Source organism: Candidatus Kapaibacterium sp. (assembly GCA_023957315.1).
GTDB lineage: Bacteria > Bacteroidota > Ignavibacteria > Kapaibacteriales > UBA2268 > PGYU01.
On sequence record JAMLHE010000001.1, the window covers coordinates 69,396 to 95,085 of the forward strand.

The following is a 25,690-nucleotide window of genomic DNA, read 5'->3' on the forward strand; positions in this document are numbered from 1 at the left end:
AAAAAGAAAAAATGAGATTAATTGTTATAATTAACATTCTAAATTTGAAAAATCAATTAGAAATAGAGCATTATTCCATTTTTTGGTATGTTTTGATGCTAATTTGAGGCAATTTTGGATGGGAAAGTGAGATATTTTGCTATTTTAAGCTACAAATTTGCTCAGATTGTGGGCTAGAGCCAATAGTCCAACTTCGATTTCTACTTTTTCTTTGCCTCTCAGTAAAAATCTTCTAAATTGTTTGTTGTGTTTGATATTGCCAAAAACCGCTTCCGGTTCAATTGGTCGTCGTTTTCGTTTTTTCACACCTTCAGGACTCATCAGTCGGGATTTTGCTTGCTCTCTTAGTCGTTTTGCTTCTTTGTTTATTTCTATCGTTCGATTGTCAGCGCCTTCGTGGCAAGTGGCTCGCAGCTGGCAACCGACGCAGTTTTTGGCTCTATATCGGCTGACTATTTGTTTGTATCCGTTCAAAGTTATTTTTTCTTTCTCTCCGATATTTTCCATCGCTTGACCCATTGGGCAATAGTAACAGTCTTGTTCTTCGTTGTAATATAAATTGTCGGACTTGCTGATGTCTTTCTGCCACTTGCTTTTCTGCTCTTTATGAAAATAGTTGTATTTGATATAGGCTTCGATTTTATTGTCTTCTGCATATTTGTAATTCTCATGACCCCCATAACCTGCATCAGCTGTGATTGATTCAGGGTATTCACGATATTGGCGTTTATATGATTCTATATGTTCAATAAATGTGGAAGTGTCACCGGCTGTTTGATGAATACTGTAATTGACCACTATTTGATTGTTTGTACTTATTTGCCAGTTGTAAGCGGCTTTTAGTTGTCCGTTCTGCATACGGTCTTCTTTCATTCGCATAAATACTGCATCAGGGTCGGTTTTTGAACAACTGTTGCGACCGTTCATTTGCTTTTCGTATGCTTCATATTTCCTTAATTGTTCAGACCAAGTTTTTCTTCACTTTTGTAAGTTTGGCACGTACATTTTTATCAATCTTTTTTTACCAATACTTTATTTATTTCTTCTATTGTTTCAGTTATACTCTCGGGATTTATCTCTTCATAGCTCTGTGGTCGGACGTCTCGCATTTCTTCTGCGCTTACCTGAAGTGCGTATTTCCACAACTCATTGACTTGTTGTAATATTTTTTCTTTACGTGTTCGGATATTTTTACTCCAGACAAAGCTGTATTTATTTGCGTTTGCTTCTATTTTTGTGCCGTCTGTATATAGATCTTTAATATCCAAAATTCCGGCTTTATGAAATAGCATTACTACCTTAGTGAATACTTCTTTCAAGCCGCTTGCCAAGCGTTTACTGCGGAAGCGATTGATTGTATTGTGATCCGGCTTTTGCATACCGCTTAGCCACATATAATGAATATTTTCTTGCACTAAATTTTCTATTCGTCGGCTTGAATAGACATTATTCATATAAGCATATACGAGTATTTTCAAAAGCATTCTCGGGCTGTAGCTGGTCGCGCCACCACCGATGTAATTGCTTTCGATATCGCTTATATCAATTTCATCAATAATTTTATTTATTGTCCTAACAGGATGAGTTTCTTTAATCATTTCATCAAGAGATGGAGGTAGTAGAAACGCTTGTGATTGATTATAGTATTTAAACTTTGGTCTCATTGCATCGCTAACTTATTGTTGATTACAACCGTTATGACGCCGATTTGTACCTAGTATTTTCTCTTTTTTTTCCACAAAAATATAAAAAATGGCTGCCCTTATGAGACAGCCTCATCTGAAATGTAGGGACAGAGCAGCGTTCTGTCCAAAACATAGCCCACGAATTTATTCTAGGGTGCGAGGAAACGTTTATCCGTGTTAATCTCGAAGAGATTGAATGTAAATAGCCCCGTATGAAATGCGGGGAAAGAAATCGCGACATATTCAACAATCCTGAAGGGATTGAATAGCTATAACAAAAGTATACCGGAGATACTCGTCCCGTCAGTTGTTCCATAGTTAGTGTATCATCTTTGTTACAACTAACGACTATATTACAGATTTATCCCTATCCGTAAATTATAACAAAGACGGGACATGAAACTCCGAACTATGATTTTTTTGATTTGAATGATTTTTATGATTTTTTTTTTCCGTCAGGTGAAACAACTGATGGGATAAAAACATCTGTACTACTTGTGTTATAGATATGTAACCGCTTCGCGGTAAAATAATTAAAAAGAAACATTGTATTATAGATATGTAACCGCTTCGCGGTAAAAATACAACTTGATGTCTTTACCCCGAAGGGGTTGTATATCTATAACTATGCTACAAACGAGTTTGATTTTTACCCCGAAGGGGTTATATTCAACTTTTTATTCCATTTTTCATAATCATCTTAATCACAAAAATCACATAAATCATAGTTCAGACAATTTGCTTACTGTACCGTCAGTTGTTCCAAAGTTAGTGTATCATCTTTGTTACAACTAACGACTATATTACAGATTTATCCCTATCCGTAAATTATAACAAAGACGGGACATGAAATGTTTGTGAAAGTCTGACAGATGAAGACTTCGGAAGTCTAATTTTTGAAGTTTTCTGAGTTTTGTGTCCTAAGCGCTGGTCATTCTGAAGCCGAAGGCGAAGAATCAAGTATTCGATAAAGACATGGATTCTTCACATTCGTTCAGAATGACAAACAAAACTCTTTGGCGTTCTTTGCGGTTAAAATGTATTGGTTAATCCTAAAATTTTTCTTAACACCCCCTAACCGCCTCTTAATTGAGGGGGAAAGGCGTTTGGGGGATTTTTAAATTTCGCCCAAGCTTAAAACGTGGGTTATGTTTGTTTTTAAAGAGCTTGATTAGAAAGTGAAGGCTATCTTAAAAATTTGGGCCCAGTTTGTAAATGCGACTAATCTCCATCCCAAAAATCCGCCGAATCCAATAAAAGTTAGTCCGGCAAATTGCTTGATACGCACCATTGAAGTTTCGGAAAGTTTGTGTTTGTTTCGCATTACAAAATAAGCGAGAAGAAATAACCATGAAAAATTCCCGATTCCAAATCCAATCGAAAACAACATATTAGTCCCAAAAGAGGATACGAACAAGTCCAATTTGTTTACCCATGCTGTCATTACCATAAGTGTTGACATAAAGGTTGGGTTAGCGATATTAGTCAATGCCATTGCAACGCCCAACAAAAATGGTCCACGGCTTTTGAGTGTAGATATAAATGAAGGTGCTTTATTCAAGGTGGCTTCGTCAGTTTCGATTTTTTTCTTTTTGAATTGAGACAAGCCAAAATATACTAACAAGGCTACGATTACGATTTGGATAGTGAGGTATATCAGAGGATTTGAATCTAAAAAATTGCTTAAAGAGTCTAAAACGGCTGTGGCGGCAAATATGGCAATCACACAATATACTGTATCCATAAGTGCTGTGCCGATGGAGAGCTCAAAACATTCCCTACGTCCGTTTTGAAGTCCAACCTTGACACAAGCCATAGCTACAGGTCCCGGCGGCATTGCCAAGATAAATCCAATTACTGCACCTATGATTATTGCTGTTAGCATTTTATTCCCATATTTAATTCCAGCACTATAACAATTAAACGAAAGAAAATCAAAAAGTGTGTAGAAAACATGACACAAAGTATTAATTTTTTTCAAACTCACCAAATAAAAATATTTACATTAAGAAATTTTAACCATTTCTTCATTCATAAAAAATAGAAATTAACATTTTGTATAATTAAACTTTTTTGTAATATTTGAAAGTAGAGTTTTGATTTTTTCAATAATCTTATTTTGAATGAGCGACAAGAAAGAATTATTAAAAGCACTTGGTTTATATACAACGATTGCAATAGTTGTGGGAGCCGTAATTGGCTCGGGTATTTTCAAAAAGCCGTCAGTAATGGCAATGTACTTGGGCTCTCCGGAGCTTGTGATGCTAATATGGATTGTCGCAGGCTTGATTACCTTAGCAGGTGCATTGACTAATGCCGAAATCGCAGGAATGATTACCGAAACAGGCGGACAATATGTTTACTTTCGGAAAATGTACGGTGATTTGACTGCCTACTTGTACGGATGGGCGCTTTTGGCAGTCATTCAAACGGCTTCGATTGCATCTATCGCGTACGTTTTTGCTGAATATAGCGAATACTTTTTCCGACTTCCGCGATTTGCGGCTGATATTGAGAATAATTTCAAATTATATATGCCTTTCGTTGGTGCAATTTATCCACTGAAAAATGTTGGCGTGAAGATGCTGACTTCCGGGGTAATCATCTTTCTCACGATTGCGAATTATTTCGGCATCAAAAACGGCGGACGGATAGCCGTCACATTCACTGCAACTAAAGTGCTGGCAATTTTGTTGCTGATTTTTGCCGGTTTTGCTTTTGGGAACGGCTCAACAGACAATTTGACAAACGACATTCCGAATTTTTCATTTGCGGGGCTTGGGATACTGGGAGGCGTTGTAGCAGCATTGTCGGCAGCATTTTGGGCTTATGACGGTTGGAACAATGTCACCTACATTGCCGGTGAAGTGAAAAATCCGGCTCGAAACATTCCGTTGGCACTGACGATTGGGACTGTGATTGTAATCGTAGTGTATGTATTGACAAATCTATCGGTATTTTATGTATTGCCGATTGAAATCGCTGCCCAATCACATCTTGTTGCGGCTGATGCTGCGGAACGAGCTTTAGGGCCCATCGCCGCAGGAGTAGTTACGGCGCTTGTGATGATTTCGACATTTGGCACAGCCAACGGCACAATCATGGTAAGTGCACGAGTATATTTTGCAATGGCACGACGCAAAGTCTTCTTTTCGGGGCTTGGGCAAGTACACGAAAAGTACAGAACTCCGGCAAACGCTTTGATTTTGCAATGTATTTGGTCTTGCGCTTTTGTTTTTAGCGGTTCCTTTGATGATTTGACTGATATGCTCATTTTTGTCTCTTGGATATTCTATGGTATTGGTGCGTATGGAGTTATCGTACTTCGCAAGAAGATGCCCGATGTCCACCGACCATATAAAGTACCTTTTTATCCCATATTACCGATACTATTTGTCATTTTTTCCCTTATTTTTGTAATATTGACTTTATTTAATGATGTTAGTAATTACATTAATGGCGAAAGTGAAATGATAAATTCAGTTTGGGGCTTATTAATGGTTTTAATTGGGATTCCGATATTTTATTATTATAGAAAAAGAAACAAAGAATGAAAATTGTGGTAACTTGCGGAGATGTTAATGGCATTGGTTTGGAAACTTTACTGAAATCCGCCGATGTTATGTCATCAAATTTATTTTTTAGAGATACAGAGTTTTACCTTTCTTGCAATACTCAATCATTGCTGGAATATGCTCAAAAAATTGGTTATGATATTGAAATTTTGAACGAGCGCGTTATCGTGTCAGACCATTACATGAAGATACTCGAGTGTGATAACTACTCTCCTGTTCAATTTGGGAAAGTGACTCGGAATGCGGGCTCGCTTTCTGTCGAATCGCTCGAAAAAGCAATTGTACACACGCTCAATCACAAATTTGACGCATTGGTCACATTGCCAATCAGCAAAGAATCTGCTTATCTTGCAGGTTTCAAATATCCCGGGCAAACCGAGATGTTGGCTGAAAAATCGAAAGTAACGTCGCCTTTGATGATATTATTCAAAGATGATTTGAGAGTAGCATTGGCTACAATTCACGAACCATTGCGTACTGTACCCGATTTGATAACGAAAGAAAAGCTAACTGCACTGATTACTCAGTTCAATAATTCGTTGAGGATTGACTTTGGGATTGACAAACCAAAAATTGCAGTGCTTGGGCTGAATCCTCACGCCGGCGAAAATGGCAAAATTGGGATGGAAGAAAACACTATCATCAGCGTAGCTTTAGAGCAATTAAAAACGGGAGGGGTTCTGGTTCGTGGACCATATCCTGCAGACGGATTTTTCGCACATGGTGATTACAGAAATTTTGATGGTATTGTGGCGATGTATCATGACCAGGGCTTAGTGCCGTTGAAGTTGTTAGCACATGGCACAGGAGTTAATTTTACTGCAGGTTTGCCGGTCGTTCGGACTTCACCCGACCACGGCACAGCCTATGGAATTTCGGGCAAAGGTATTGCATCACCGAATTCATTGATTGCAGCACTTATATCAGCCGTCAAAATTGTTAAAGCTCGAAAAAATCACAAAAATTAATCTTTTTTTTTAGAAAATTAACAGAAAATCGCATTTTTTTTGATAACTTAGTAATCTATACTAATCAATTTTGAATATTTAATTTTGGAGTTTAAAATGAGTTCCCTGATACATGAAATTTACGGAAGACAAATCCTTGATTCTCGTGGCAATCCTACTATCGAATGTGAAGTAGTTCTCGAAGACGGTTCGTTTGGAACTGCTGCTGTTCCTTCAGGAGCAAGCACCGGAGAACACGAAGCACACGAATTACGCGACGGCGACGATAGCAATTACATGGGTTTAAGCGTTGGCAAAGCTGTCGAAAACATTAACGATACAATCGCAGAATCGCTCGAAGGAATGGACGCCACTGAGCAAAGACAAATTGACGACATGCTTTTAGAATTAGACGATACGGATAACAAGTCCAAACTTGGCGCCAATGCTATTCTTGCGGTTTCCTTAGCAACAGCAAAAGCTGCGGCAGAATATTACGGTATGCCACTATACAGATATTTGGGCGGTATCAGAGCTGAAATGTTGCCTGTGCCTATGATGAACATACTAAACGGCGGCAAACACGCTGATAACAACGTTGACATTCAGGAATTTATGATTATGCCCGTCGGTGCAGATAATTTTTCCGATGCACTCAGAATGGGTACTGAAATTTACCATCATCTGAAATCTGTTCTCAAATCGAAAGGTTACAGCACAACAGTCGGTGATGAAGGTGGATTTGCGCCATCACTCAAATCGAATGAAGAAGCCCTTGATGTCATTCTTGCGGCAATTGTAGCTGCAGGTTACAGACCAAATGATGACATTTTACTGGCTTTGGACGTTGCTGCAAGCGAAATGTACGTTGACGGCAAATACAAAATGTTCAAATCCTCAGGCAATATGCTTACATCGCAAGAAATGATTAAATGGTATGTTGATTTGTGCAACAATTACCCGATTATTTCGATTGAAGACGGGCTTGGCGAAAACGATTGGGAAGGCTGGGGAATGATGACTGAAGAATTAGGCGAAAAGATTCAAATCGTAGGCGATGATATTTTCGTTACTAATCCTGCATTCCTTTCACGCGGAATCGAAGAAGGCGTAGCAAATTCGATTTTGATTAAATTGAACCAAATCGGAACATTGACTGAAACGATTGATACAATTCATTTGGCTCAAAAATACGGCTATTCCACAATCATATCGCATCGTTCGGGCGAAACTGAAGATTCGACAATTGCCGATTTGGCAGTAGCTATGAATGCCGGACAAATCAAAACCGGTGCACCTTGCCGTAGCGATAGAGTCGCAAAATATAACCAACTGCTGAGAATCGAAGACGCTCTCGGAGCAGCAGGTATTTATGCAGGGCGCAGCATTATAAGCTAAGAAACATAATTTGTACAAAAAATAGACAGAATATATTATGATGATAAAATTCGGAACTGATGGCTGGCGCGGTCTGATAGCCAGAGATTTTACTTTTGAAAATGTCCAAAAAGTAGCATTGGCTACTGCACGACTGATTATAAAATCTAACCCGAACTCTAAAAATTATTCGGCAGTGATTGGCTATGACACGCGATTTTTGTCTAAGCAATTCGCTATCGAAACGGCTTGTGTGTTGGCATGGCAGGGCATTACGGTTTATTTGACCGATGATATTGCTTCGACGCCGCAAGTATCGTATCATACAAAGCAAAAAAATGTAGATTTGGGCATTGTGATTACGGCGAGCCATAATCCTCCGCTTTATAATGGGTATAAAATCAAAGCGAATTTTGGAGGTCCTGCCAAACCTGAGGACATTGCGAAATTGGAACTTGAATTGAAAAAGATTTGGAATAAGCCACCACTGATGAAATTCAGAACTTTGGAGGAATATACCAAACTGAAATTGATTCGCTTGTTTTCATCAGCAGATTCATATTTGAGGCTTTTGAAGCGAAAAATTGACCTTGAAGCAATCAATAAATCGAAGTTCAAAGTTTTGTTCGACCCTATGTATGGCGCCGGAATCAACACGATGAAGCACCTTTTGCCGAATGCAGATGAGATTCACAGTACATACAACCCTTCTTTCGGTGAAATTGACCATCCGGAGCCAATCGGCGAATGTCTGGGGATTTTGATGAGCAAAGTAGTCGAAGGCAAATACGACATAGGGATTGCAACTGATGGTGATGCCGACAGACTTGGGCTCGTTGACCATGAAGGCAGCTTCGTTGATTCGCACCGTATTTTTATGATTATGTTGAAATATCTGTACGAGCACAAAAAGAAACGCGGTGCAGTTGCCAAAACGGTCTCGCTGACCACAATGGTAAATATGTATTGCGAGAAGAATAACATTAAATTGCACGAAACTCCCGTCGGATTCAAACATATTGCAAAATTGATGAATGAGGAAAAAATCCTCATCGGTGGCGAAGAATCCGGTGGTTTGAGCTCAATTCTCCATATTCCGGAGCGTGATGGCTTGTTCAACGCGCTTTTGGTTCTGGAAATTATGGCAAAGCGAAAAATGTCCTTGAAAGCATTATGCGATGAACTTGACCAAGAATTTGGCATTCACAGATTTTCTCGCAGAGATGTTTACGTTACCGAAGAAGTGAAAACTGCCATTTTGAATGCGGCGAACAAAAAGCCCAAGAAATTGGGAAGATTCGAGGTTTTGAATATTCATGATACAGACGGTTACAAATTTTTTGTGGATGGTGGATGGCTTTTAATCCGTGCATCAGGCACTGAACCTTTGATTCGATTTTACGCAGAAGCAAATACTGTGACCAAGGTCAACCAACTCTTGGATGCAGGATTGAAGTTGAAGTGAGTGGATAGCTATTGTCCTGAAGAAAACAAAGAAACCTCACCCCGACCCTCTCCGAAGGAGATAAAGAAAGAAAATAATGCCTTGTCCTGAAATACGTTTACAAACATTGCCCATGAATTTATTCGTGGGAGATAGAGGTCAATGCAGATATGATTGTCTCGTATAATATCATACTATTCTAAACGTATTGAATTTAAAATATATGGAGATTGCAAATGAAAAATGAGTTTAACGTTATAATAGAACGAGACGCAGAAGGTTATTATGTTGCTGATGTTCCTGCTTTGCGGGGATGCCATACTCAAGCAAAATCTTTAGACGAATTGATGGTTAGAATTAAAGAGGTTATCGAATTATGCCTCGAAGCTGAACAAGACTTTGTGCAAAACGAATTTATCGGGTTTCAAAAAGTGTTTGTTTAATGAGTAATTTGAAAAGCTACACAGGTAAGGAGCTATTGACCATACATGAGAGTTTAGGGTTTAAGCTTGACCGCACCAAAGGAAGTCATCATTTTCTAAAGCATCCCGATGGACGGGTTACTGTTATACCAATTCATAGCGGTGAAACAATTGGCATTGGATTATTTATGAAAATCCTAAAAGATATTGAAATTTCAAAAGAAGAGTTTATGAAATTGAAGTAGAAAGGGACCTCAAACATAGCCCATGAATTTATTCGTGGGTGAATGACTTTTTCATTTTGACTCCGGATTGATTTATTTTTCACATCAATTAAATCAACGAGTACAGTAATTCGAAAAAAAACTATGATTTCCAAGAAAAAAAAACAGGGCAACGATACAATCATTGTGTATCATTGCCCTGAGAGACTATGTATAGGAACTGTTAATTATCAGGATAGCTCAAAGTTGTGTTTTGGTTCAAATATAATTGATAGCCCTGACCTGGCATCAAATTGCCAATCGTATTTATGCCAAATATTGGAAAGTAAACTTGCCCAAAATTGTCTTTAGCAATAATCAAATTGTCATTGATATTAAGTGTAGAAAAGGCTGCTTCAATATCCATTGAGCTATCACGTAGATATGAAATCATATTCCAGCCCGCAACTAAATTTATCGGACTACTTTGTGGCAAGATTTTGAATCCTGAAATCTCCAAAGTTTTTGCTTCGGACATGTATATTTGATAGCCTTCTAAGGCATTCCAAAATCCAATATCATTTATACCAAATGATGGGAAAAATATTTGTCCGAGATTATTCTTCAAAATAACAACAAAATTTTCTATTATTGCAAAGATATCTTCTAATTCGGCTTCTGTCGGTTCGACATATGAAGAAATCATATTCCAACCTTGATTTAATGATAAATTGTGTTTTACAGGATTGACATTGAAAGTTATTGTATCCGAATTATTCAGAGTGTCAGGTTCATTTTGCTCTGCGAAAGCTGATACGATTCGTGTATGTTCACCTACTCCCATCAATTTCCCTTTACTTACGAAAATTACCGAATCACCGGGTTGTAATTCAGAAACCAGACCTATAAATGCGCCATCAGTTACGTCTGCAATGCCGTTAGAAATAGAAGCTTCCTTCATTTGAAGATTAGAAACTGAATCTCGGATTACCACATCAAGTGCAGTAATTATACCAATATTTTTAACTTTTGTATATAATTCGACTATACCATATTCATCAACACCGGACATAACACTATCAATAATCACTTCAATATCTACAAATGGAATGATAGGGTTTATATAGCTTAAATGAGAAAAGGAGGATGTGCCGTTTTCACCATGTACAATCACAGTAGGGAAATCATATGAACTTATTAAAGCAGCATAAAGGGGGTTTTTGAAAGTTGTGTCAATGAAAGCATAACCATCTTCATCTGTTTCGAAATTGAGAATTTCAACCGGTATTAATCCTTGAGTTGTATGTTTCAGACTATCCGGAGGTGCGGTGGTAAGATAAATTTCCGACTTGTATAATTTGAATGCTGCTCCGTTAAAATGCCCTTTTATTACAATAGAATCACCTTCTGCATAAGCTTGCTCCACATCAATTGTATTCTGAAGTTGATTACTTCCTGAATCAAGGTCCATATAATCATTATATTTACCGTCATTGAAATAGCTTACTAAGTCATCAAGTTCAATTCCTCCTAATTCATTATTCTTGAACACATTAAAATACGAATATGCTCTTAAGGATTGCCCTCTGACCGATATTCCATTTTGGCAGTAAAAAATTTTATTAGCCAATTCTGTAGAATTTTGACTACCTACAAACACATCTTGACAATCATTCATTCTAATGCCATCTTTAACAATTTTCAATTGGTTTAGATTTGAATCAGGACCAATCGTATTTCTATTAATTTCGATAATGTCTGATGAGTCAATATGGATTCCATGATTTTTAATGGCAAAAATTGAATTGCTATCTATGTATATATACTCTGCTCTTAACATATTAATTCCGGAACCATCAGAGTTCGAAATCATATTACCTCGACCGGTACCCCCAATAAATATTTGTCCGGAATTTAAAACAGCAATTCCATCTCCGTCAATTTTATTATGCTGAGTCAAAGAAGAATCTCCAATCATATTACTGAAAATTCTCACTTTCAAAGTTGTATCAGCATTATACACAGGGTTTTGAATACCTATTGTTATTCCATTTTGGTTAGTACCAAATATTTGATTGTCTTCAATGAGTACAGAATCTGCTGCAAAAACACTAATTCCGGAGCCACCAATTCGAGATGAATCCCCTAAATCTATTCGAGGACCAATTGAATTGCCGCGTATCAATACAAAATTTGGTCTATGAAAAATCGGCGGAATGCCTTCAAAATTAAATTCAATTCTAACAACTTCAATACCATTTTTCTGGCAAGCTACCACTAAATTAGAATCAATTTTTACATTTTTCGCAGCATATGTGACTAAGATACCTGAACCGCCATTTTGAAATACGGCTGTAGGGAAAATCGAATTCGTGCCAATTATGTTCCTCACAATTCTAATATTATTTGTAGTTGAACCTGTAATGAAAATTCCATCGGATTTATTTCCGGCAATATAGTTGAAATCAATTCCATCGGGGTCGCCAAATATAATGTCTTGACCTGCAAGAAAAGCACCCCTGTTATTTGGAACAGCAAGAGTGAGACCTGAATCTAAGCCGATAATATTGCCCTTAATCTCCGTGATATTATTGGCGCCTGATGAAAATGCTATTCCATTGCCATTATTACCTGAAATTATATTGTTTTTAATAGTATTATGCGAACCTGACATTTGGATTCCGTGTGCATTGGGAAGTGCATTTTTTGTTGATTTGTCAGTGCCGATTATATTGTTTTCAACAGTAATATTTGAGCAGTTTGCCGTAGAAATGTGAACACCGTAAGAAAGGTTTCCGGAAATATGATTGTTCCTGATGGTATCACCTTTTGTACCATTTAGTAAAATCCCACTCATTTTGTTAGGTATGCTATCCTGTCCAAAAATTTCAAGTCCAATCATATTGTTCTCAATTATATTACTACAGTCATTCCCCTTGCAGTAAATTTGGATTCCATGCCAATCATTTCCACTAATTGTATTATTCTGAATGATATTTCTATAGCTACTATCTATATTAATTCCGGAACGTGAGTTCGCAAACTTTTGACTACCGGCATCCACTCCAATTCCACAATATTGGATAACATTATCATTACTGTTTAATAAAGAGACTCCATACCCTCCGGTACCGGTAGCCCCACTAAATACATTAGAAAAATAACCCGTTGATGAAGAACCAATTGTATTTCTATGTGCGTTATTCAAATTAAGCCCGGCACCATTGTTATCCCTGCTTGTGACATTTTCAATAATTCCATCACTGCCTTGCCAATGGATTCCCGCACCATTAAAACCCTGAACCTTGATATCACGCAATTCTGAACCATCCTTTGTTATCCATAAGCCATAAGTAGCAAACCCGATGCGTTCTAATGTCAGCCCGCTACCTTCGATTTTGATTGGTACATTAATTACTGGCAAAGGTGCAACAACTTGAATTGTTGCGTTATTATCTAAAAATTTTATAACAGCTGCCACACCATTTTTGTTTGCATTTTGAATTGCAGAGCGTAATGTTGGCGGGGCATATATACCATCATCTATATCGAAATCAGATTCATCTCCATAATCTGAAACCAAGAAATTCTGGCTATGTAGGTTTTGGAATGATAACAAAGCAATTATTATTATTCCGAAAATTAGGATTTTTTGCATTTGTACCTCGTGTTTAATGATATACAAATATAAAAAAATTATTTGTATTTACATAATGAATAAATATTCATAATATTGAAAAATAAGAAAATATATTTTTATACTCCTTATCTATTTAAAATTGAAAGCTAACTTAAAAGCTTGTTGGGGATATAAAAAATCGATAACAACTTGCATACTTTGTTATACAAGCTATTACCGACTATTGTTAATCCTTATTTATGCCCAATTACATAAACTTTTTCTTGATGATATTTAATGCCGAGCCGGCGCGGAACCATTCGATTTGTTGCTCATTATAGGAATGATAGACCTCGAATTCATCTCTTGTACCATCGGCATGATGCAGCACTACGGTAAGATGTTTGTCCGGGGCAAATTCGGTCAATCCGAGTATATCAATTGTGTCGTCTTCCTGGATTTTTGCGTAATCTTCCGGATTGGCAAAAGTCAGAGCCAACATACCTTGCTTCTTGAGATTAGTTTCATGAATGCGGGCAAATGAACGAACTAGAATAACCTTCATACCCAAATGTCGCGGTTGCATCGCTGCGTGTTCGCGTGATGAGCCTTCGCCATAGTTTTCGTCGCCCACTACGACTGTGCCGATTCCTGCGGCTTTGTACGCACGTTGAACGGTTGGCACTTCGCCATATTCGCCTGTGAGTTGGTTCTTCACGTAATTTGTTTTTTCGTTGAAAAAGTTCACAGCTCCTGTCAATGTGTTATTTGCAATATTGTCCAAATGCCCTCTGAATCGAAGCCATGGTCCAGCCATCGAAATATGGTCAGTCGTACACTTTCCTTTTGCTTTGATGATTAATTTCAAACCTGTATAATCGCGTCCGTTCCATTCCGCAAATGGGTCAAGAAGCTGCAGCCTGTCCGAATCCGGTTGGACTACCACTTGGATTGATGAACCGTCTTCAGCAGGTGATTGATAGCCCGCATCTTCAACGTCGAAGCCTCTTTCGGGCAATTCCAATCCTACGGGCGGTTCGAGCATGACTTGTTCGCCATTTTCATTGATTAATTTGTCGGTCATCGGATTAAATTTCAAAGTTCCGGCAATCGAAAGCGCTGTAACGATTTCCGGAGATGCTACGAATCCGTGAGTATTCGGATTGCCGTCATTTCTTTTCGCAAAATTGCGATTGAATGAGGTAATGATTGTATTTTTTTCCTTTTTATCGGCTCCGTGTCTTGCCCATTGACCGATGCAAGGTCCACAAGCATTTGCAAGCACCACGCCGCCAATTTTCTCGAAATCGTCCAACAAGCCGTCGCGCTCAATTGTGAATCGAATCATCTCCGAGCCCGGAGTAATCGTAAATTCTGATTTCGCCAACAAATTTTTCTCCGAAGCTTGTCTGGCGACTTCCGCTGCACGGGTCAAATCTTCGTATGACGAGTTTGTGCATGAGCCGATAAGTCCGACTTCAATTTTTTCGGGCCAAGCGTTTGCATCTACAGCTTCCTTCATTTTTGAAAGAGGAGTTGCCAAATCGGGGGTAAATGGTCCGTTTACGTGTGGCTCGAGTTCAGATAAATTTATTTCAATTACTTGGTCAAAATATTTTTCGGGATTTTGGTAAACTTCGGCATCACCGGTCAGATGGTGCGAAATTGATTTTGCCAATTCGCTGACTTCTTTTCTATCTGTAGCTTCCAAATATCTCACCATTGATTCATCGAATCCGAATAGTGATGTAGTAGCGCCAATTTCTGCACCCATATTGCAAATTGTGCCTTTGCCGGTACAAGAAATGGAATCTGCTCCTTCGCCAAAATATTCGAGAATGTGTCCTGTACCACCTTTAACAGTCAAAATATCGGCAACTTTAAGTATGACATCTTTTGCGGACGTCCAACCACTCATTTTACCGGTAAGTTTGACACCAATTAACTTAGGGAATTTCAACTCCCACGGAAATCCTGCCATTACGTCAACGGCATCAGCACCGCCGACACCAATCGCTACCATGCCCAATCCGCCTGCATTAACTGTGTGCGAATCCGTGCCAATCATCATCCCACCCGGGAAAGCATAATTTTCGAGTATAACTTGATGGATGATTCCCGCACCGGGTTTCCAGAATCCAATTCCATATTTGCTCGAAACAGAGGAAAGAAAATCGAATACTTCCTTGTTCACGTCTTTAGATTCGGCAAGGTCAGCGACTGCGCCATTTTTTGCTAATATCAAGTGGTCGCAATGTACTGTTGAGGGAACTGCCACCTGTGGCATTCCTGCTTGCATGAATTGCATAAGTGCCATCTGAGCAGTGGCGTCTTGCATGGCTACTCTATCTGGATTGAAATCGACATAGTCATTTCCACGACCGAAATCCTTGAGTTCTTGATTTTTGTCCAAGTGTGAGTATAGAATTTTTTCAGTAAGTGTCAGTGGTCGTCCCAAGGCGGCTTTTGCTTTGGAAATTTTTGAATCTAAATCGGCATAAACCGCTTTAATCATATTCAAATCGAAAATCATAATAAAACCCTTATTATTATTTGATTATGTAAATTTTTATAACTACTAATTTAAAACTATCTGAAATTGAAATCAAATTAAATTACCATTTGCTTACACTTTCGTAAATTTGTACTATATATTTTTGTATTTTCTTGAAAATAAGGTATAAAATGTCATACGAAATAGCAGTAATCGGAACCGGATATGTCGGATTAGTAACAGGTACATGTTTCGCCTCCACAGGAATTAAAGTAATTTGCATTGATATTGACGAAAAAAAGGTAGAAATGATGCAAAATGGGAAATGTCCAATTTTCGAACCCGGACTTGAACCTTTGCTCGTGAAAAATTTACGCGACGGAAGATTGCATTTTTCGACAAATTTGGAATATGCTGTCGAGAATGCCTCTGTCATTTTCTTATGTTTGCCCACTCCGCCCAACGAAGACGGTTCGGCAGATTTGCAACATGTCCAAAGAGTAGCATCGGATATTGCGATGATTATCAAAAAAAAGAATCTTACTGAAAACAAAATTATCGTGAACAAGAGCACAGTTCCCGTGGGAACTTCGGATGTTGTGAAAGCAATTTTTGATGAAATTTTGCCTGATAACAAGGTGACTGTTGCCTCGAACCCGGAATTTTTGAGAGAAGGATTCGCCGTCGAGGACGCAATGAAACCGGAAAGAATCGTAATTGGTACTTCCGACGAATACACTGCTAAGACGCTAAGCGACTTGTATCAACCGTTTGTTCGCTCAGGCAACCCGATTTATGTGATGGACGAGAAAAGCTCTGAATTGACAAAATACGCAGCAAATGCGTTCCTTGCTACTAAAATTTCATTCATGAATGACCTATCGGCATATTGCGAAGCAGTCGGCGCCGATATTGAAAAAATCAGAGTTGGAATTGGTTCGGATACTCGCATCGGCAAACGATTTTTGTTTGCCGGAATAGGCTATGGCGGCTCCTGTTTCCCGAAAGATGTTCGCGCTTTGATGTATTCAGCCCAAGCCAAAGGCATCGAGTTAGATATTGTCAAGGCTTCATACGAAGTTAATGACAAGCAAATTCGCCGATTTTTCGAAACAATTTCCAAAAGATTTGGCGGCAAACTCACAGGCTTACGATTCGCATTGTGGGGTTTGGCATTCAAACCCAATACAGATGACACTCGCGAAGCACCTGCTCACAGATTAATCGAATTATTGCTCGAAAAAGGGGCAGAAATCATTGCTTTCGACCCGGAAGCAATCGAAAATACTAAAGTTGTTTTTGGGAACAAAATTGCATATTCAGACAATATGTATGATGCTTTGAAAAATGCTGATGCTTTAGTAATAGCTACGGAATGGAACGAGTTTAGGAATCCGGATTTGGAAAAAATCAGTTTCTCGCTGAAGCAAAATATAATTTTTGACGGAAGAAATCTGTTTGAGCCGGCGGATATGAAAGAACAAGGTTTTGAGTATTTCTGCATCGGACGAAAGTAATTTGGGGCATGGTGATAAATGACCAAGTGAATTATGAATTCAGGTTTATTTTTCGCCATAATTTCAGATTATTCTGACCTTTATTGCAATGCTATATTGAGATAGCCGATAGAGTCAACAGCAAAGTAAATTCAAACATTGTTGGCATGATATTTCATAAAATTGATATAAATATTCAATAAATTTGATTTGATGCCGATATTTTATATAACATTAAATTTTAAATGGAAAAGTATGGCTGATGAAATAAACAAGCAAGAACCCGAAGAGCCTAAAAAGAAAGCCGGATTGTCTTTACCTGTTATTATCGGTATCGGTGCAGGTGTATTGATTATTTTAGTTGTTGTGATTCTGTTCGCAGTCAAAATGATGCTGAATTCCGTTGTTGGCACTCAACCGGGTGACACTCAGACTACGGAGCAAGAACACAAACAAGTCGAGGATAAGGATTTGTCCAATGTTGAGTATTACAAAAGGATGGCTGAAGAGGACAAAATTTCCGAAAACGATTCGAAATACATGGAAACGGGTAGAATTACTACCAATCCGCGTGCTTCGACTCAATTTGTAGTTGTTAATTTGGGATTAAGCTACCGAACCGGGCTTGGAGTTGACGACGAAGCCAAAAAGGAAGCCGAATCCGATGACCAAAAACGTAGATTTGAGGCATTGATTCGGAATGCTGTCAACAATCAAATAGGCGATATGAGCGTTGGCGAATTGCAACAAATTCGTCGCGATTCTCTGACTTCGATTTTCAAAGAAAGATTGGTTCCCGTGTTTATAAACAATCGAATTTTCTTGCGTGACGTAATTCTTGTAGAATATATAATTCAATAGTGGTGTATGGCTGAAGTTTTATCACAATTAGAAATAGACAACCTGCTCAATGAAATGAACAGCGGGCGAATAGACGTTAATGAAGTAATTTCCGGCAAATTGGCAAAAGGGGAGATTAGCAATTACGATTTTCGTCGCCCTAATCGTATTTCTAAAAATCAAGTTCGTACTCTCCAAACAATACATGAAAATTTTTCCGAAGTATTTGGATATTATTTAGTCTCAAAGTTGCAAACTGTCGTGTCATTCACAGTGACATCAGTTGACCAGCTCTTTTATTCCGAATTTATATTGTCAGTATCGAATCCGAGTTGCCTTTATATTTTTGATATGGAAGGCACAGATGGCTCGGGAATTATGGAAGTAAGCCCCGAATTAGCACTAACGATTGTGGAAATGTTGCTCGGCGGAGGTGGTGATGTCGTCCCCAAACCCAGAACAATTACACCGATTGAGCAAGCTGTAATCAAGGGTGTTATCGAGCACGCTTTATCAGATTTGCGAAATTCATGGCGAGCAATCGCCGATTTGAATTTCAAATATTCGAGATTAGAAGTAGAAGCAGACTTCGTCCAAGTGGCACCATCGTCGGAAATCGTGGTTGTAGTATCTTTTGACGTCAAAATCGGCAATACAAATAATACTTTCATGATGAACCTATGCTTCCCGACATTTGCTTTAGAAGAGGTTCTTTCAAAGCTCAACAAGCAACAAATCACGACGAATGCAGTCAAAGTTTCGCCCAAGAAAATCAGGGATAACATTGCAGTAGTCAATCAACAGATATCGACAACGCGGCTTCCGGTAATTGCCGAACTTGGCAAAACATCTCTCACAGTAGGTGAATTATTAGAACTCAAGCCCGGCGATGTGATAAAATTAGAAAATAGAATTAACGAAGAAATCGAAGTAATTATCGGTAGTAAACGCAAACTTGCAGCGCGTCCAGGAACTGTTGACGGCAAAAAAGCTATTAGGATTACACGTGCACTCAAGGAAGAGGACTTAGTAGAAATGGATTTATCGTTTAAAGAAATGGAGTAATATTATGTCAATGACCCAAGAAGAAATTGATGCTTTAATCAGCAGCGGAGTTGACGAAACTCAAAATGAAGAAAATCTTGATTCGGAGCAAAAGGCAAAATCGGCTGATACAATGCAGGGTGATTTCCCGAATTTAGGATTTTCGAGTGACTCGAATATATTGTCACCACTCGACCCAAAAATGGAATTGCTCTATGATTTGCAATTGCCTGTTTCTATCGAGCTTGGCAGGACTAATATGTTGATTCGGGACATTCTCCGCCTTGGTAGAGGCTCTGTCGTCGAATTCGACAAATTAGTCAGCGAGCCGGTTGACGTGTTGATAAATGGCAAAAAAGTAGCCGAAGGCGAAGTTGTAGTTGTGGATAAGCATTTCGGTATCAGAATCACTACTTTGATTGACCCGGCTGATAGATTGAAGGGAATCAAGAAATAATTTAATTAAGCGAGGCTTTCGATGGATGGTTCTATATTAAATACATTTATTACTTTGATAGTTGCTGTTGGAATCTTAGGCGTTCTTCTCATATTTGTGAAAAGATACGCTAGTAAATTCAAGAGCAATTTATCACCTATTGACCTGAAAGTTCTCTCGAAAGTTTCACTCCAACCCAAAAATCATCTTTTTGTAGTCCAAGCCGGAACGAGAGTTTTGTTGCTTGGAGTCACAGACAAAAGTATCACTCCAATTGCTGATTTGACCGGCAAAATTGATAAAAGTGCAGAAGATTCTGCCGTGACCGGAATTAAGAAACAAGTTAGGGATTCGCGAAATCAAACCGAAGCCGACGATGATTTATCGTTCAAAGCTTTTATACGGAACGTACTCAAAAAGCAAAGCAATTAGGCTTTGATTTCTTCTAACCATTTGAAAATCTTATTCGGATAATTTGTCGCTACTGCTCTGACTTTGTACTCCAAAGCTATTTCGAGATTTGCTTTTGTATCCACAGAATACACTCCGGTGAAAAGTTCTTCCCTAATTGCCGATTCCATCAACTCTTGTGTGAGTTCCTCAACCGAAAAAATGAACACTTCGCATTGAGTTAATTCTTTGATTTCTTTCGGAGTCTTATCGTCCCCGGGGATTTTGATTGCAGCAGTTTTGATATTCGGATTCAATTCTTTCAAATCCCTCAGAACTTTGTAATTGAAGGAGCCGAATATAGTGCGTTCAAGATTGTTATATTCTTCGATTAAATCAATCAAATTTTTCATATTTGCTTGGATTTTGTCACCGGTCCAAGTTTTGATTTCAATCATTAGCAGAGCCTTGTCGCGAACCAATTCCAATACTTCCTGCAAGAGCGGAATTTTTTCGCCTGCATAAATGCTGCCATAAGCAGAACCAATATCAATATCCTTAATTTCATCAAAATTCAATTCCGAGATACGTTTGATATGTCCCGGTGGCACAAAATCGTGATAAACGACAAATTTATTATCAGCGGTGATTTGAATATCAATTTCGACCATCTTGGCACCTGATTCCAATGCTTGACGGAATGCCGAAATCGTATTTTCGGGAGCTGTCCCTGACGAGCCTCTGTGTGCCACTACGAGCAGTTCGCCGGATTTTGATACATCTAATAAACTATTCATGTATTTTTGAAATTTGAACAAACTTAAATATATATAAATTAAAGCACATAACTAAGAAAAATATTTTTGTTTTTGAAAATATCTTTCTTGATTTATAAAGAAAATTGTGTTAAATTAACATTTAGAATTTGTGAATTTTTAAAAATGAGGTTATTATGCCATTGTTAAGAAGAGTCTCGGAAATCATGACCACTAACGTGTTCAACGTCAGTATCGAGGATACAATCCACGATGCAGACGAAATTATGAAGAGGGAGAAAATCAGACACATACCCGTACTTGAAGGACGTAAAATTGTCGGTGTAATAACGGATTTGAAAATTCGCGAATACAGTCTCAGAAATATCTATGACGCAAATCAGAATTTCGGAGAAAATGGCTTCAATAAGATTATTGATTATGCCAAAATCATGAATCCGATTACTCACGTCATTTACCCTGAAGATAGCGTAGCAAAGGCTGTGGCACTTATGGCAAAATATAAATTGGATTGCCTTCCGGTGGTAGATTGGGAAATGAATTTGCTCGGAATTTTGACTCATACCGATATTTTGCTATTTACACACTCGCTCCTTATGGATATGCAAAAGCAGTAATACTGCCTTCATTCTGAGCCGCAGGCGAAGAATGAAGTTTTCCAAAAAACATGGATTCCTCAATTCGTTCAGAATGACAAAACAACGTCATTCTGAGCCGCAGGCGAAGAATCAAGCTTTCAAAAAACATGGATTCCTCAATTCGTTCAGAATGACAAAACAACGTCATTCTGAGCCGCAGGCGAAGAATCAAGCTTTCAAAAAACATGGATTCTTCACTTCGTTCAGAATGACAAAACAAATAAATCTTATATTTTTTTTTGTATAGCTCTAATCTTATTTTCACATGTGGAAAAAAAGTGATAGTTTTATAAGTTAGATAAATACAAGAAAAAAAAATGAAGAATTTACTTTCTATTTGTGATTCACTGAGTTCCGAAAAAAACGTCATCGGACTTTTGGATAAATATGTTTCCGGTGTCGAATATGATTCCCGCAAATGCGAACCCGGCTCTTGCTTTGTAGCTATCAAAGGTTTGGTTTTTGACGGTCACGACTATATCAATCAAGCTATTAGATATGGTGCCAAAACGGTTATTTGCGAATCTTTCCCGAAGCAGGATTTGATTTCACCCGATGTTACATTCATAATTGTCAATGATACTCGGTTGGCTTTAGCAGAATTGTCTCATGCTTTTTTCGATTTTCCATCCACCAAGCTCAATATTATTGGCATAACCGGCACTAATGGCAAAACCACAATATCGTTTTTGCTAAATTCGATATTTAATGCTGCCAATTCCAAAGGTGGGATTATCGGGACAACGGGTGCATATTTCAATAATCATTTCATACCACTCGTTAATACTACGCCGGAATCACGTGATATAGCCGAAATATTGTATAAAATGCTGCAAGAAGGTGTAGAATGGGTTGCTATCGAAATTTCTTCGCATGCTTTGAAACAAAAACGTGCCGAATGTATAAATTTTCGTGGGGCAGTCTTTACAAACTTAACTCACGACCATTTGGATTATCATGATTCGCTTGAAGATTATGCTTTTTCCAAAAAAATATTGTTCGACATGCTGGACAAAAATGCCGTTGCAGTGGTTTTCGGCGATGATGAATATGCGGAACTAATTGTACGCGACACTGCGGCAAAGGTTTATACTGTTGGGCGAAAGAAGAAAAATTATTACAAAATTTTGAAAGAAACAGCTGGAATCATTTCTACTGACTTCGTGCTATATGGCGGAGAACGTATTATTGACGGCAAAACCGCTTTACTCGGCAAATTCAATATTGATAATGCTGCTCTGGCTGCTGCTGTATGCAATTCACTGAAAATTGATTACGGTGCTATCCAAAAAGGCTTATCAGTTGCAAAAGGTGCTCCGGGCAGAATGCAAAAAGTTGTTCTGTTTAACGAAGCTATTGCATTGGTTGACTATGCCCACACACCCGACGCTTTAGAGAAAGCCATTAATGCTTGTAAAGATGTAATAAAATCCGAAGCAAACAATTCTAAAATGATTTGTGTATTTGGTTGTGGTGGCGATAGAGACCGAAGCAAACGTCCCGTGATGGGAAAAATCGCATCCGAAAGTTGTGATATTGTTATCATAACAAGCGACAATCCACGAACCGAATCTCCCGATAATATTATTAAGCAAATTTTAGAAGGTGCAACTAAAGCTAATTCGCAAATAATTGTTGAACCAGACAGGAAAAAAGCAATCGAAAAAGCTGTCGAATTATCTTCAAAAGATGATATAATTCTGATTGCGGGCAAAGGACACGAGAAATATCAAATTATCGGCACTACGAAGCACGATTTTGATGATGTGGCTGAAATCGAAAAATTCGGCAAATTATAATTCCTGACGACGGCTGCGGCTTTGTATATCTTTGAATACGGAGAGGTCGTGCCCTAAATCTATCAGGTTTTTCAATGCTCCGCTTGTTTCGGGAAAGTAAATATCGTCGAATCTTTTTTTGACATCACTTTCGGCAAATTCTGAAATTTTCCGCATCAATCTTATCATTTCATCAATGTTGCGGAGCAATTCTTTTTCCAATAATTCAATTCCTTCAGTGCCCGGAACAACTTTCCTTAGCTTAGAAGCTATGTTCCATACTGATTTCCCGGCAAAAACGAGTCTGTTAAGCTCCTCGTTTCCGTCATAAGTTGCAGCAATCTCGAAAAGACATTCCAAATCATTAACTTTGCGGAGATTGCCCTTTGTGTATTCGTTCAGGAATTGAACTACAGCCTTGGTATCATCTGATATTTTCATTCTTCTCCAATTTAAATTTATCTTATAAACTTGATTTGGGTCAATTTATTTTAGCTGATAGTGAATTCAAATTTGCGAACTAAAATTGTAAAAATATCAAAAAAATTTATCAAATCTATTTCGTCATTACATTTTTGTTTTTTTCTTCATTCTAATATTTTTAATAAAAATGCGCAAATGGAAAATCGAAGACTCTACCGAGCTTTATAATATCCAAGGTTGGGGAGTCAATTATTTTAAAATCAACGACAAAGGTAATGCGTGCGTTGTGCCCAAAGATGGTGTAGAAGTTGACTTGAAAGCCGTTATTGATGAATTGCAGCTTCGCGACGTCTCCACACCGGTATTGCTCAGATTTCCGGATATTTTGCACCACAGAATAGCAACTATTAACAATTGCTTCAAAGTGGCGACAAATGAATATGATTACAAAGGCGAAAGCTTTGTGATTTATCCTATAAAAGTGAATCAGATGCGTCCGGTTGTAGAGGAAATCATCAAACATGGCGAAGAATTCAATATCGGTCTCGAAGCAGGGTCAAAACCCGAATTGCACGCTGTTTTGGCTATTCAGGACAACCCGAATGCACTTGTAATTTGCAATGGCTACAAAGATGAAGATTTCATCGAATTGGCTCTGTTAGCAAAGAAAATGGGCAAAAACGTTTATCTTGTTGTCGAAAAGTTGAATGAATTGAAATTGATTTTGAATATTGCGAAGAAATTGAATGTTTCTCCAAATATTGGAATAAGAATTAAACTTGCAACATCAGGTAGCGGCAAATGGGAAAGCTCCGGTGGCGATAGAAGCAAATTCGGACTTAACGCAAGTGAACTTGTCGAAGCAACTACTTTGCTCCAAGATGCCGGTATGACCCACGCTTTGAGATTGATTCATTTCCACCTTGGCAGCCAAATCACAAAAATCGGCAAAATCAAAGTAGCACTTCGCGAAGCAGCACAATTTTATGTACAATTACGCAATATGGGCTTCGCGGTGCAATTTGTTGATATCGGCGGCGGGCTCGGTGTGGATTACGATGGCTCTCGCTCTTCAAATTTGAGCAGTATCAACTATACAATCCAAGAATATGTAAATGATGCCGTTTTTAACATCGTTGATGTTTGCGAAAAAAACGAGCTTCCTCATCCGAATATCATTACGGAATCGGGACGCTCGATTACTGCACATCATTCGGTTCTCGTATTTGATGTGCTTGAAACGACTTCCTTGCCTGTTTGGGATGATTCCTACAAAATTTCCGAAGATGATGATGAATTGGTAAAAGAATTATACGATATTTATACAAATCTCACAAAAAATAGAATGCTCGAAGCTTGGCATGATGCTCTTCAAATTCGTGAAGAATCATTAGACCGCTTTTCGCTCGGGATGCTTGATTTGAGAACGCGCGCTTTGATTGAAATGCTTTATTGGTCTGTAGCTCGAGAAATTCATGACGTTGCTCAAAATATGAAACATTCGTATGAAGAGATTAAGCTATTATCCAGACAAATGGCGGACAAGTATTTCTGCAATTTCTCGCTTTTCCAGTCGCTGCCGGATTCATGGGCGATTGACCAAATATTTCCGATTATGCCGATTCACAGATTGAACGAGAAACCAACAAATTATGCCACTTTGCAAGATATAACTTGCGATAGCGATGGCAAAATTGACCATTTTATTGGCACCGGAGAGTATTCTTACAATTTGCAGGTTCATCCGCTTAAAAAGAACGAATCGTATTACATTGGAGTATTTCTCGTTGGAGCTTATCAAGAGATTCTCGGTGATTTGCATAATTTGTTCGGCGATACCAATGCAGTTCATATTGCTATCGAAAATAACAAATATGTAATCAAGCAAGTGATTGACGGAGAAACTGTAGAGGAAGTATTGGATTATGTTCAGTATAATTCCAAAAAATTAGTCCGTACTATGGAATCGTGGGTTACTACTGCAGTCAAAGAAGGGAAAATTACTGCTGCCGAAGGGAAGGAATTTTTGGCGATTTATCGCTCGGGATTGTACGGCTACACTTATTTGGAATAGAAAGTAAAAATGAAAAAAAAACACCCGTC

At 38.3% G+C, this 25,690-nt stretch carries 19 protein-coding genes and 1 pseudogene; 14 read left to right on the top strand and 6 right to left on the bottom strand.

All coding sequences use genetic code 11. From position 1 onward, the window contains the following. Positions 1–144: 144 nt before the first annotated feature. Both M9949_00295 and M9949_00300 read right to left on the bottom strand, forming a co-directional pair. Positions 145–1,664: pseudogene (locus tag M9949_00295) on the bottom strand (IS1182 family transposase). Between the two features lie 1,192 nt (positions 1,665–2,856). Further along, positions 2,857–3,570, bottom strand: coding sequence for a LysE family transporter (locus M9949_00300; GenBank protein ID MCO5249845.1), 714 nt, complete (start codon positions 3,568–3,570; stop codon positions 2,857–2,859). Positions 3,571–3,808: 238 nt separating this feature from the next. Between M9949_00300 and M9949_00305 the strand changes: the two genes are divergently transcribed. The 6 genes from M9949_00305 (at position 3,809) to M9949_00330 (ending at position 9,695) form a co-directional block, all read left to right on the top strand. Next, positions 3,809–5,239 (top strand): amino acid permease, encoded by a 1,431-nt coding sequence (locus tag M9949_00305; protein ID MCO5249846.1) that lies wholly within the window; start codon positions 3,809–3,811, stop codon positions 5,237–5,239. Further along, positions 5,236–6,228 carry a 4-hydroxythreonine-4-phosphate dehydrogenase PdxA gene (gene pdxA, locus M9949_00310; GenBank protein MCO5249847.1) on the top strand — a complete coding sequence of 331 codons (993 nt, stop codon included), beginning with the start codon at positions 5,236–5,238 and terminating at the stop codon, positions 6,226–6,228. Before M9949_00305 ends, pdxA begins: the two co-directional genes overlap by 4 nt. Positions 6,229–6,324: 96 nt before the next feature. Beyond that, entirely contained in the window at positions 6,325–7,605 is a 1,281-nt protein-coding gene (gene eno / locus M9949_00315; GenBank protein MCO5249848.1) for a phosphopyruvate hydratase, read from the top strand. A gap of 37 nt (positions 7,606–7,642) precedes the next feature. Then, a complete protein-coding gene (locus M9949_00320; protein MCO5249849.1) occupies positions 7,643–9,049 on the top strand; it encodes a phosphoglucomutase/phosphomannomutase family protein in 1,407 nt (468 codons plus the stop codon). Between the two features lie 215 nt (positions 9,050–9,264). Continuing rightward, entirely contained in the window at positions 9,265–9,471 is a 207-nt protein-coding gene (locus tag M9949_00325) for a type II toxin-antitoxin system HicB family antitoxin (GenBank protein ID MCO5249850.1), read from the top strand. Continuing rightward, on the top strand, positions 9,471–9,695 hold the full coding sequence (locus M9949_00330) for a type II toxin-antitoxin system HicA family toxin (protein MCO5249851.1): 225 nt from the start codon (positions 9,471–9,473) through the stop codon (positions 9,693–9,695). Before M9949_00325 ends, M9949_00330 begins: the two co-directional genes overlap by 1 nt. A 202-nt stretch (positions 9,696–9,897) precedes the next feature. Here the strand turns inward: M9949_00330 and M9949_00335 are convergent, their stop codons facing one another. Together M9949_00335 and M9949_00340 are read right to left on the bottom strand one after the other, a co-directional pair. Further along, positions 9,898–13,311, bottom strand: a complete 3,414-nt coding sequence (locus tag M9949_00335; protein MCO5249852.1) for a right-handed parallel beta-helix repeat-containing protein — start codon at positions 13,309–13,311, stop codon at positions 9,898–9,900. 229 nt (positions 13,312–13,540) lie between these two features. Continuing rightward, on the bottom strand, positions 13,541–15,805 hold the full coding sequence (locus M9949_00340; protein MCO5249853.1) for an aconitate hydratase: 2,265 nt from the start codon (positions 15,803–15,805) through the stop codon (positions 13,541–13,543). A 152-nt stretch (positions 15,806–15,957) separates the two neighbouring features. Here M9949_00340 and M9949_00345 point away from each other — a divergent pair, with 152 nt between their 5' ends. From M9949_00345 to M9949_00365, 5 genes are all read left to right on the top strand, one after another. Then, positions 15,958–17,283, top strand: coding sequence for a UDP-glucose/GDP-mannose dehydrogenase family protein (locus M9949_00345; protein ID MCO5249854.1), 1,326 nt, complete (start codon positions 15,958–15,960; stop codon positions 17,281–17,283). Between the two features lie 234 nt (positions 17,284–17,517). Beyond that, a complete protein-coding gene (locus tag M9949_00350; protein ID MCO5249855.1) occupies positions 17,518–18,123 on the top strand; it encodes a hypothetical protein in 606 nt (201 codons plus the stop codon). Between the two features lie 6 nt (positions 18,124–18,129). Further along, the gene (gene fliM, locus M9949_00355; protein ID MCO5249856.1) at positions 18,130–19,167 is read left to right on the top strand and encodes a flagellar motor switch protein FliM; all 1,038 of its coding nucleotides are present in this window, start codon (positions 18,130–18,132) and stop codon (positions 19,165–19,167) included. 4 nt (positions 19,168–19,171) lie between these two features. Then, the gene (gene fliN, locus M9949_00360; GenBank protein MCO5249857.1) at positions 19,172–19,603 is read left to right on the top strand and encodes a flagellar motor switch protein FliN; all 432 of its coding nucleotides are present in this window, start codon (positions 19,172–19,174) and stop codon (positions 19,601–19,603) included. 21 nt (positions 19,604–19,624) lie between these two features. Then, the gene (locus M9949_00365) at positions 19,625–20,014 is read left to right on the top strand and encodes a flagellar biosynthetic protein FliO (GenBank protein ID MCO5249858.1); all 390 of its coding nucleotides are present in this window, start codon (positions 19,625–19,627) and stop codon (positions 20,012–20,014) included. Here M9949_00365 and M9949_00370 read toward each other — a convergent pair. Further along, positions 20,011–20,769, bottom strand: coding sequence for a hypothetical protein (locus tag M9949_00370; GenBank protein MCO5249859.1), 759 nt, complete (start codon positions 20,767–20,769; stop codon positions 20,011–20,013). The genes M9949_00365 and M9949_00370 overlap by 4 nt on opposite strands. A gap of 155 nt (positions 20,770–20,924) precedes the next feature. Here M9949_00370 and M9949_00375 point away from each other — a divergent pair, with 155 nt between their 5' ends. After that, positions 20,925–21,365, top strand: coding sequence for a CBS domain-containing protein (locus M9949_00375; GenBank protein MCO5249860.1), 441 nt, complete (start codon positions 20,925–20,927; stop codon positions 21,363–21,365). Positions 21,366–21,703: 338 nt separating this feature from the next. After that, entirely contained in the window at positions 21,704–23,185 is a 1,482-nt protein-coding gene (locus tag M9949_00380; protein ID MCO5249861.1) for a UDP-N-acetylmuramoyl-L-alanyl-D-glutamate--2,6-diaminopimelate ligase, read from the top strand. Here the strand turns inward: M9949_00380 and M9949_00385 are convergent. Then, positions 23,180–23,605 (bottom strand): hypothetical protein, encoded by a 426-nt coding sequence (locus tag M9949_00385; GenBank protein ID MCO5249862.1) that lies wholly within the window; start codon positions 23,603–23,605, stop codon positions 23,180–23,182. The two genes, M9949_00380 and M9949_00385, sit on opposite strands and share 6 nt — an antisense overlap. A gap of 169 nt (positions 23,606–23,774) precedes the next feature. On the opposite strand from M9949_00385, the gene speA reads away from it, so the two are divergent. Further along, entirely contained in the window at positions 23,775–25,661 is a 1,887-nt protein-coding gene (gene speA, locus M9949_00390; GenBank protein MCO5249863.1) for a biosynthetic arginine decarboxylase, read from the top strand. The last annotated feature ends 29 nt before the right edge of the window (positions 25,662–25,690 follow it).